Origin of the sequence: Coleofasciculus sp. H7-2, from assembly GCF_042747725.1 — a bacterium.
Taxonomy (GTDB): domain Bacteria; phylum Cyanobacteriota; class Cyanobacteriia; order Cyanobacteriales; family FACHB-T130; genus FACHB-T130.
On record NZ_JBHZGO010000028.1, the window covers coordinates 25,592 to 32,301 of the forward strand.

Sequence of the window (6,710 nt, forward strand, 5' to 3'; positions counted from 1 at the left end):
GGATGAATCAGAAACAATGAATCCTTCATCCTTTGAGCAATGCCTGTGGCTGATTGGGGGCACTCAGGAGAGTGCCGAGTTAGCAAAAGCGATCGCTCACTTCCATCTACCCTGCATTGTTACTGTCACGACAGAAGCCGCTAGAACGCTGTATCCATCGATACTATCCTTGCAAGTTTGGGTGGGCTATCTGGATGCAGCGCAGCTGGATCGGTTTTTAAAAGAGCAAGGAATTGTGGCGATTTTGGATGCGTCTCATCCCTATGCGGCGGAGATTTCCAAGATAGCGATCGCAACTGCACAAAAGCAACAAATTCCCTATCTCCGTTACGAGCGTCCCGTTATTGATGCGAAACTGAATCAGCAGTCGGTAATTGAGCTAGATAGCTTTGATGCACTTTTAGCCGGAGACTACCTGCAAGAGCAACGGGTACTACTGACAATCGGTTATCGAAGCTTGTCCCTGTTCCGTCCTTGGCAAGAAAAGTCTACTTTATTTGCCCGAATTCTTCCCTCGCTGACGGCGCTAGAAGCAGCTTTACAAGCAGGGTTTACACCCGATCGATTGATGGCGATTCGTCCTCCCATCTCGACTGAATTGGAAACGGCGCTGTGGCGTCAGTGGGACATTTCCCTTGTGGTTACGAAAGCATCGGGAACTGCTGGGGGAGAAGATATCAAGCGCAGAGTTGCCGCAGAGTTAGGCATTCCTTTAGTTGTGATTACTCGTCCAGAAGTTGCGTATCCACAGCAAACCAGCGACTTGAAAACAGCGCTGGCGTTTTGCCGGGGTCATCTTTCGTCGAGTTTAGTCCAGCACAATCCTACCGAGCGTGAATCAAGCGACAATTAAAGAATGCTAGAACTCCACTGTCACACTACATACTCAGACGGCACCCTCACACCAAGCGAACTCGTTAACGCGGCGATGAGTGCCGGAGTCCGCGCCCTCGCCATCACCGATCACGATACGATGAATGGCTGGGATGAGGCTTTTGTTGCTGCCAAACTGCATAACCTGGAAATTGTCCCCGGACTGGAACTCAGTACCGTTCACAACAACTGTTCCTTACATATTTTGGGCTTTTACCCAGATGCACAAAAGCTGCGGGAACCTTTAAGCGATCGCCTAGAAGGACGGAAACGGCGATCGCAACAAATGGTTGCTAAACTGGCAGAATTAGGCTACCCAATAAAGTTACCTGAATTAGGTGAAGGCATGGCACCAGGGCGTCCTCATATTGCTACTGCCCTTGTGAAAGCCGGTTATTTTCAGTCGTCGCGGGAAGCTTTCGATCGCCTGCTGGGTGATGATAAACCAGCTTATGTGCATTACGAGAAATTCTCGATTGTGGAAGGGATTGCCATGTTACGTTCTTGCGGTGCCGTGCCAGTGTGGGCGCATCCCTACCTGTTCCGAGGCGGTGATGTTAAGGAAGTGCTGAAGGAATTGGTTGCCGCTGGGTTAATGGGCGTTGAGGTTTATCATCCCAACCACAGCGCCAAAGAAATCGAAAATCTCAAAAAGTTGTGCGCTGAATATGGCTTGCTGATGACAGGCGGCAGCGATTATCATGGCCCCAGTCCCGATCCGAAAACTCCAGATCGCAGCACGCTGAATATGCTTCACGTACCTTTAGATTTGCTTGAACCCATCAAACAGGCAGCTGCAAGTTTACGTTAATTTCTAATCGCTAATGTCACACTAAACAATTAGCGATTACCCATTACCTATTACCAATTACCAATGGCAAGTGCCATCCTGCAAAACTTTCTCAATGATTTGCATCTCAAGTACAAGTCAATGCATGAAGGTGTATTGGCAAACTATATTCCGGAACTTGCCAAGGCAAACCCGGATTGGTTCGGGATATGCATTGTCACTGTGGATGGTCAAGTTTATGAAATCGGCGATTGCGAACAGTTGTTCACCCTTCAGTCGATTTCCAAGGCATTTATATACGGAATGGCGCTGGAAGATCATGGGCGCGATTATGTCTTAAAGAGGGTGGGAGTGGAACCCACCGGCGATGCTTTTAACTCAATTATTAAGCTGGATGAATACTCAAAGCGACCGTATAACCCAATGGTAAATGCGGGAGCGATCGCTACCACCAGTTTAATTAAAGGAGTGGGACCAACCGAGCGCTTAAACCGGATGCTGGATATGTTTGGGCGCTACGTTGGACACAACCTCTTTATTGATATGTCCGTGTTCATGTCAGAGCGAACTACCGGACATCGCAACCGAGCAATGGCGCATCTGATGCTCAATTTTGGCATGATCGACGCGAAAATTGACGAGGCACTGGATTTGTATTTCCAGCAGTGTTCTTTGATGGTGAATTGCCGTGATTTGGCAGTAATGGCAGCGACTCTCGCGAACAACGGCATGAACCCCATTACTCAAGAGCGTGCGGTTGATTCCCGTTATATCAGAGATATCTTGACTGTCATGTACACTTGCGGGATGTATGACTTTGCGGGAGAGTGGGCGTATAAAGTGGGTCTTCCCGCTAAAAGTGGCGTATCGGGCGGACTGATTGTGGTTGTGCCACAGCAAATGGGCATTGCGATTTTTTCACCCCCGCTAGACTCTCACGGCAGCAGCGTTAGGGGAATTAAGGTGTCTGAGGAACTGTCAGAGCAGTTTGGGTTACATTTATTCGATTTGCAGACAGATAGATCCCGTTTGCTGGATACTTTGTGCAACAAGCTAGCAACTTAATCTGAATGGCACTGACGCTAGAAGCCTGAAAATAAATTTCACAGCGAGAAGCTATGTCAAGCTAAAGCTGACTGGGTGAGCTATAGCGGTTCGCAGTCCAATACAGACCTAACCCCCAACCTCCTTCTGACTTGTGTGTACACGGTAGCCTGGTAGGGGAGATTGATTCAAATGAGAACTGCTATAGGTTGAGCTACTTTAACCACGATAACCACGCAGACCAACTTTGCACAAGGAGAGCGAATTCGGCATAACCAGCGGCACCGGGGTGAGCGCCGTCATTCGCTGCTGCCTCACTTATCCAGACAGATGACGCCTGCAAAGGAGTAAAAACATCTAAGTAGGGCACATTGCGATCGCGGCACAAACCAGCTAACTGCTCAGACAAACAAGCTATCCTAAAATTTTGCTCAATATCTGCAACGGGTGGTGATGCCACCATCAAGACTGGAAACCTCTGTCTCGCAGCTTCGAGAATTGCCCGACAATTTTCTAGGGAATCCGACAACTCCACACGAGTCTTCCCGTTTTCCAGGGTGGTGTCATTCGCACCAAACGAAAAGACAATTCTGCCATCATATTCTTCGGGCAAGCGACAAGCAACCTCACCCAGCCAACGGGATCTAATATCCGCGCTGGTTTCCCGCCGTACTCCAAGATTGTAATAAGTAATGTCATAACCTTGCTTTCTCGCCGTTGCACAAATTCTTCCTGTCCAACCGAGGCACTCTGGATCGCCAGTTCCGTTTACGAAGGAGTCACCAATAAAGCAAATTCGCATTTTGCATGAAATCTATTTTTTACAGGATGCTCTGGCGATCGCGTGAATTGCTATCAAGAAAATTTTCGGTTGGGAAACCCGCGCAGATCCAAAAAGCGCGATCGCTTTCTCTTTTTGCCCCTACACCAACATCAGCCATGCAGAATTGTAATTGTCTTTGATTATTTAGCAAATCACAACTCCTATTTTCAGACAGCCGAAGCATCTTTGCCTCTAGGATAACTTCACCGGATTGAGCGATCGCTCTTACATTTTTTCATAACAATCCTATTTCTTCTTTAATATTTTGTCTAGCTTGTTGTTCTAAAGCAAAAAACATTTTTTCAGTAAAATATATTGTTTCTCGCTCTAAAAAGCTCTGCAATACTTGTTTCCTACCTGTTCGATATTTTTCATCTGAGAGCCATAAATATTCTTTTCTAATTAATTGAGCATATACTCTGTATTTAGAAGCCGATGCTCCTAATATAGAAAGGTCTGCATCTAGAAAAACTTTGCTGTCAATACTATCTATATTTTGGTGATATTTTGTTTTTATGATTAAGGAATATACAGCCTCTATGGTTGATGAGGGAATGTGTAGTGCTTCCAAGATGTTTACTGCATATTCTGCACTTTTTTCCTCATTATCGTTAGCTTTAGGGTTATAAATTGCATCGTGAAACCAAACCGCGAATTCAATCGCTGCATAGTTTTGGGATAGCGATCGCAGATTGTTAATTGTTGCTAAAACTTGTTCTATATGCTCCAGGGTATGATAAAATCTACCAGCACTGGAGTAAGCCTTGAATAAGTCAAGCAACACTTTCTGTCCAATCTCTTGCTCAACCTGAAACGGTTGTAGTAAAGACTCCCATCTAGATTGCAAAGTAAAGCATCTTTCTGGCTCTAGATTGTAGCGCGATCGCATATTTTCCCAAATTTATCAGCGCATCATTTGCTCTTTGTCAATGAATTAAAATACATCAACTGACTCAAACTGCTTTTGAGATTGAGCGTGTGCTGCTTCGCCACAGGTGCGGGGAGTGGGAAATATTTTGCCTGGATTAGCTAAACCTTTGGGATTAAATACTTGGCGCACCCATTGCATTGTTTCTAAATCGGTTTCGGTAAACATTTGCGGCATATAGCATTTTTTATCCGCACCAATCCCGTGTTCCCCAGAAAGGCTTCCGCCTACTTCTACGCAAATTTTGAGAATTTCTCCGCCTAATTCTTCCACCTGTTCCAACGCCCCAGGAATCGAATTATCATAAAGAATAAGTGGGTGAAGATTGCCGTCTCCAGCATGGAAGACGTTAGCAATGCGATAGCCGTACTTTTGACTCAAAGCTTCAATTTCTTGCAGTACAAATCGCATTTTAGTACGGGGAATTACCCCATCTTGCACATAATAATCGGGGCTGAGTTTGCCTGCTGCTGCGAAGGCTGCTTTACGTCCTTTCCACAGTTTTAGACGCTTTTCTGGCTCGTTTGCTGTGGTGATGCTGCGCGCTCCATTTGTGGTGCAAATTTTGGCAATACGGTGTTTATTTGCTGCCACTTCTACTTCTAATCCGTCTATTTCTACTAACAAGATAGCAGCAGCATCTCTGGGATAACAACCTGTTGCTACAACATCTTCGACAGCGTTGATGCTGATATTATCCATAATTTCCATACCACCCGGAATTATCCCAGCGCTGATAATATCAGATACAGCGGCTCCAGCATCTTCGATACTGGTAAAATCTGCTAAAAGAACGCAAATTGATTCTGGGGTTTTAAGAATTCTCAAAGTAATTTCTGTAGCGATACCTAACGTGCCTTCGGAACCAACAAATAAACCCGTTAGGTCATAACCAGGCATTTCGGGAATTTGTCCTCCCACGTCTACAATAGAGCCATCGGGCAGAACCAGTTTTAAACCTAAAACGTGGTTGGTGGTGACGCCATATTTGAGACAATGGACGCCTCCAGAGTTTTCTGCAACATTACCGCCAATCGAGCAGACAATCTGACTGGAAGGGTCAGGTGCGTAGTAAAATCCGGCACCGCTAACGGCTTGTGTCACCCAGTTGTTAATCACTCCAGGCTGCACGACAACCCGCTGATTTTCTAAGTCGATGCTTAGGATTTTTCGCATCAATGCGGTAACAATTAGCACGCAATCTTCTACAGGCAAGGCTCCACCAGAAAGTCCAGTGCCAGCGCCGCGTGCAACCCAAGGAATTTGATTTTGGTCGCATATCTTCACTGCCGCTGCTACTTCTTCTGTGGTGCGCGGCAGCACGACGAGGGCAGGTTTTTGTCGGTAACTAGTTAAACCATCGCACTCATAGGTTATTAACTCCTCACGACGCTGCACGACGCCGTTTTTCCCGATAACTGCCTCAAATTGTTTGATGATGGGTTGCCAGTTGCGTTGTTGTTTGTCTTGGGTAATCATCGGTAACTCTATGTCTGCGTAAGTCCTTTTTGAACAATCTGTTTGTAAAAATCTTCAAGAGCTGCTACACAACTTTTGTCATCATAAAGATAGTCATGGTGAGCCTTGATTCTTTCTGCAACGTCGCGCCGCCAAACTGGGTCTAAACCCAACTTTACACCAATCTCGATATATTCTGCTTCAGTTTGAGCAATTGTGTCTGTCACTCCTAGCATTCTGAGGAAGCTATAAGAGTGAAGACCTCGCATAAATTCGCCAGGATAGGTAACGATAGGTAAATTGCAAGCGATCGCTTCTAGCGCTGTATTACCACCAGACCAGCTTATCGTATCAAGAAAAATATCTGAAAGTAAATTGAGCGTTAGATAATCTGGGCGAGTAGGAACCTTAAGGAATACGCAATAGTCTTCGCTATGCAGACCAACTACTTCAAAAGCACGCGAGAGACGTTTCCGCAGTAAATCACCTCGAAGAAATACAAATTGAGCTTTAGGAACACGCTGTGCTATTTCTGCAAAAATAAAATCATATTGCGGCAAATATTTGAAAGGTGCTTGGCAACACAAATAAATAACTGAATCATCTCGTAACTGAAAATCTGAGCGATTTTTTGCCAAGACAGGAATATCTTGTGGTTTGGGATAAGCCCAGGGCTATTTCATTCTAAAGATTGACTTCAAGTGGTTCAAGCTGAACCCACAACGACGCTGAGCTTGAGCCATGTTGTCAAAGCCTAAATCACGATACAGGTTGAGAGCTAGATTGCGGGCGAC

General features: G+C 45.6%; 7 protein-coding genes and 1 pseudogene. 3 read left to right on the plus strand and 5 right to left on the minus strand.

Features of this window, described 5'->3' with window-relative positions; translation table 11 throughout:
- Positions 1-16: 16 nt before the first annotated feature.
- The 3 genes from ACFW2W_RS06805 (at position 17) to glsA (ending at position 2,728) form a co-directional block, all read left to right on the plus strand.
- Entirely contained in the window at positions 17-853 is an 837-nt protein-coding gene (locus tag ACFW2W_RS06805) for a cobalt-precorrin-6A reductase (RefSeq protein ID WP_378175078.1), read from the plus strand.
- Between the two features lie 3 nt (positions 854-856).
- The gene (locus ACFW2W_RS06810; RefSeq protein WP_378175081.1) at positions 857-1,684 is read left to right on the plus strand and encodes a PHP domain-containing protein; all 828 of its coding nucleotides are present in this window, start codon (positions 857-859) and stop codon (positions 1,682-1,684) included.
- A 63-nt stretch (positions 1,685-1,747) separates the two neighbouring features.
- Complete coding sequence (gene glsA, locus ACFW2W_RS06815; RefSeq protein WP_378175084.1) at positions 1,748-2,728, plus strand: glutaminase A; 981 nt, start codon at positions 1,748-1,750, stop codon at positions 2,726-2,728.
- A 193-nt stretch (positions 2,729-2,921) separates the two neighbouring features.
- Here the strand turns inward: glsA and ACFW2W_RS06820 are convergent, their stop codons facing one another.
- From ACFW2W_RS06820 to ACFW2W_RS06840, 5 genes and pseudogenes are all read right to left on the minus strand, one after another.
- On the minus strand, positions 2,922-3,509 hold the full coding sequence (locus ACFW2W_RS06820; RefSeq protein ID WP_378175087.1) for a GDSL-type esterase/lipase family protein: 588 nt from the start codon (positions 3,507-3,509) through the stop codon (positions 2,922-2,924).
- A 19-nt stretch (positions 3,510-3,528) separates the two neighbouring features.
- On the minus strand, positions 3,529-3,714 hold the full coding sequence (locus tag ACFW2W_RS06825) for a hypothetical protein (protein ID WP_378175089.1): 186 nt from the start codon (positions 3,712-3,714) through the stop codon (positions 3,529-3,531).
- Between the two features lie 51 nt (positions 3,715-3,765).
- Complete coding sequence (locus ACFW2W_RS06830) at positions 3,766-4,419, minus strand: hypothetical protein (RefSeq protein WP_378175092.1); 654 nt, start codon at positions 4,417-4,419, stop codon at positions 3,766-3,768.
- Between the two features lie 45 nt (positions 4,420-4,464).
- Positions 4,465-5,937, minus strand: a complete 1,473-nt coding sequence (glcD, locus tag ACFW2W_RS06835; protein ID WP_378175095.1) for a glycolate oxidase subunit GlcD — start codon at positions 5,935-5,937, stop codon at positions 4,465-4,467.
- A gap of 8 nt (positions 5,938-5,945) precedes the next feature.
- Positions 5,946-6,584: pseudogene (locus tag ACFW2W_RS06840) on the minus strand (hypothetical protein); the annotation flags it as partial.
- Positions 6,585-6,710 lie beyond the last annotated feature (126 nt).